The sequence below is a fragment of the Burkholderia sp. Ac-20384 genome, assembly GCF_017104605.1.
Lineage (GTDB): Bacteria > Pseudomonadota > Gammaproteobacteria > Burkholderiales > Burkholderiaceae > Burkholderia > Burkholderia lata.
Genome location: NZ_JAAGPE010000542.1, coordinates 1 through 2,928 on the forward strand (window position 1 = coordinate 1; position 2,928 = coordinate 2,928).

At 66.5% G+C, this 2,928-nt stretch carries 4 protein-coding genes; all 4 read right to left on the minus strand.

All coding sequences use genetic code 11. The features are described from left to right. Positions 1 to 454, minus strand: a 454-nt coding sequence (locus G3O00_RS41360; RefSeq protein WP_206146456.1) for an Hpt domain-containing protein, incomplete at its 3' end; no start/stop codon positions are given. 33 nt (positions 455 to 487) lie between these two features. After that, on the minus strand, positions 488 to 865 hold the full coding sequence (locus G3O00_RS41365) for a response regulator (protein WP_011350594.1): 378 nt from the start codon (positions 863 to 865) through the stop codon (positions 488 to 490). A gap of 24 nt (positions 866 to 889) precedes the next feature. Continuing rightward, positions 890 to 1,906 carry a flagellar motor protein MotB gene (gene motB / locus G3O00_RS41370; RefSeq protein ID WP_011350593.1) on the minus strand — a complete coding sequence of 339 codons (1,017 nt, stop codon included), beginning with the start codon at positions 1,904 to 1,906 and terminating at the stop codon, positions 890 to 892. A gap of 13 nt (positions 1,907 to 1,919) precedes the next feature. Then, entirely contained in the window at positions 1,920 to 2,780 is an 861-nt protein-coding gene (gene motA, locus G3O00_RS41375) for a flagellar motor stator protein MotA (protein ID WP_011350592.1), read from the minus strand. Between the last annotated feature and the right edge of the window lie 148 nt (positions 2,781 to 2,928).

A 2,928-nucleotide genomic window follows, 5' to 3' on the forward strand; every position in this document is an offset into this window, starting at 1 on the left:
TAGCCGGCGCAACGGCGGCAACGACCGGCGCCACGGGCGCAGCCGCAGCCGGCGCACCCGCGCCGCTCTCGGCCTTCAGCCGTTCGAGCTTCGCGCAGATCGTCGCGGCAGCGGCCGCGTCCGGTTCGGCGCTCGCGCGGTAGTCCACGAGCTGGTCGGACAGCACGTCCTTCGTCTCCAGGAACGCGTCGACCATTTCCTTGGTCAGCGTCAGCTCATGGTTGCGCGCGCGGTCGAGCAGCGATTCGAGGATGTGCGTCGTATCGGTCAGCGCGGAAAAGCCGAACGTCGCCGCGCCGCCCTTGATCGAATGCGCGGCGCGGAAGATCGCGGCCAGATCCTCGGGGTCGGGCGAGCCGACGTCGAGGTTCAGCAGCAACTGCTCCATCTGCGCGAGCAGCTCGTCCGCTTCGTCGAAAAATGTCTGGTAGAACTGAGTGATGTCGAGAGTCATGCCCGGTCCCGGGTTGAATGCGTCGCGTGAATGTCAGGAGGCGGCCGGCTCGGACAGCGTCGCGACCAGGTCGACCAGCACGGCGGGATCGATCGGCTTCTCGATCCAGCCGGTCGCGCCCGCGTCGCGTGCGGCGTCCTTGAACGCGTCGCTGCCTTCCGTCGTCAGCACGAGGATCGGCGTTTCCGTATAGGCGGTCAGCTTGCGCAGCGCGGCGATCACTTCGAGCCCGCTCTTGCGCGGCATGTTCTGGTCGGTCAGCACCAGGTCGTACGGCACGGTGGCCGCCAGGTCGAAGCCGGCCTCGCCGTCCGGCGCCACCGTCACGTCGTAGCCGGCCTGCATCAGCGTTGCCTGCAGCAGCGCACGCATGGTCGCGGAGTCGTCGATGGCGAGAATGGTTCGGATCATGTCTGTCTCGGAATCTTGTAAACGTCAGGGTTTCGGCACGGCGACGGCGGACGCCGCGAGCGCCGGGCGCGCGGCCGGCGCCGGGGCCAGCTGCTGCGCGAGCTGCTGCGAGCCGGCCGCATCGGCCGACAGCGTCGTGGTCGTCGCATCGTCGCGCATCAGCGCCTCTTCGGATTTGCGGTTCAGCACGATCACGCTGATCCGGCGGTTTTCCGGATCGAGCGGGTCGGCCTTGTTCAGGTTCTGCGTGGACGCGAGGCCGAGCACGCGCAGCACTTTCGCCTCGTCCATGCCGCCGGCGATCAGCTCGCGGCGCGACGCGTTCGCGCGGTCGGCCGACAACTCCCAGTTGCTGTAGCCGCCCTCGCCGCCCGAGTACGGCACGGCGTCGGTGTGGCCCTGGACGATGATCCGGTTCGGCACGTCGTTCAGCGTCTTGCCGATCTCGCGCAGGATGTCGCGCATGTACGGCTCGACGTTGTCGCTCGACATCGCGAACATCGGCCGCTTCTGCGTATCGACGATCTCGATGCGCAGCCCCATCAGCGTGGAATCGATGCGGATCTGCTGCTTGAACTGGCGCAGCGTCGGGTTGGCCTCGATCGCGGCCATCAGCTTGATCTGCAGGTCGTGCAGGCGCGCCTGTTCGAGCCGGTCCTGCGCACCCTGCTCCTGCGACCGGGAATGCTCGTCGCCCACCTTCGCGAGGCGTTCGGCGAGTTGCGTCGTACCGTCGGTGCGGCGCAGCGTGCCGGCGTCGACGCTCGACAGGTCGCGGCCGCCGCCGTTGATGATGCTGGAATCCTGCGAGCTGCGGTCGCCGCTGCCGAACAGCGCGGCCTTCAGCGGCGTGTTGAAGTATTCGGCGATCCCCTTCATCTGCACCGGCGTGACCGAGCTCAGCAGCCACATCAGCAGGAAGAACGCCATCATCGCGGTCATGAAGTCCGCGTACGCGAGCTTCCATGCGCCGCCGTGGTGGCCCTTCTTCGACGGGGCCACCCGCTTGACGACGATTGCGCGATCCTTGCTCTTGCTCATTGGGCGCTCCGCGTCACTTCGCCTTCACGCGGCGCACATGTTCTTCGAGCTCGGAGAACGACGGGCGCTCGGTCGAGAACAGCACCTTGCGGCCGAACTCGACCGCGATCGCCGGCGCATAGCCGTTCAGCGTCGCGAGGATCGTCACCTTGATGCACTGGAACATCTTGGTCGACTCGGCGACGCGCTGCTCCGCGAGGCTCGCGAGCGGCCCGATCAGCCCGTACGACAGCAGGATCCCGAGGAACGTGCCGACCAGCGCCTGCGCGATCATCGCGCCGAGCACCGCGGGCGGCTTGTCGGCGGACGCCATCGTGTGCACGACGCCCATCACGGCCGCGACGATACCGAACGCCGGCATCGCGTCGCCGACGCGCATCAGTGCGTGCGCGGGGCCTTCGCCTTCCGCGTGGTGCGTCTCGATCTCCTCGTCCATCAGGCTTTCGATCTCGAACGCGTTCATGTTGCCGCCCACCATCAGGCGCAGGTAGTCGGTCAGGAATTCGACGATGTGATGATCGGCGAGGATTTTCGGGTATTGCGTGAAGATCGGGCTCTTTTCCGGATCGTCGATGTCGGCCTCGAGCGTAAGCGTGCCTTCCTTGCGTGCCTTTGCGAGCAGCACGTAAAGAAGCGCCATCAGCTCCATGTAGACATCCTTCGTGTATTTCGAGCCCTTGAAGAGCGTCGGCAGCACGCGCAGCGTGGCCTTGATGGTCTTGCCGCCATTGCCGAGGATGAACGCGCCGACACCGGCACCCACGATCATCAGGATCTCGACCGGCTGGATCAAGGCGCCCAGATGCCCGCCTGCCAGCGCATAACCGCCGAAGACGGACAACAGCGTCACGAGTGTTCCCACGATAATCAGCACTGCCTGTCCCTCACGAATGACCGGCGGGGAGACCGCCGTTAAACAGGTTTACGGCAGTCGGCAGGAAAACTTTCGCGGGCGGCCAGGCGGCGGCCCGACGGTGTTTACCAGCAATTCGCAGACGATTCGCGCCACCCGGCGCGACCGC

What these genes read in the sequence shown, in the direction of transcription:
- G3O00_RS41365 (WP_011350594.1), bottom strand. Translation starts at nt 865, where the DNA reads ATGATCCGAACCATTCTCGCCATCGACGACTCCGCGACCATGCGTGCG.
- motB (WP_011350593.1), bottom strand. Translation starts at nt 1,906, where the DNA reads ATGAGCAAGAGCAAGGATCGCGCAATCGTCGTCAAGCGGGTGGCCCCG.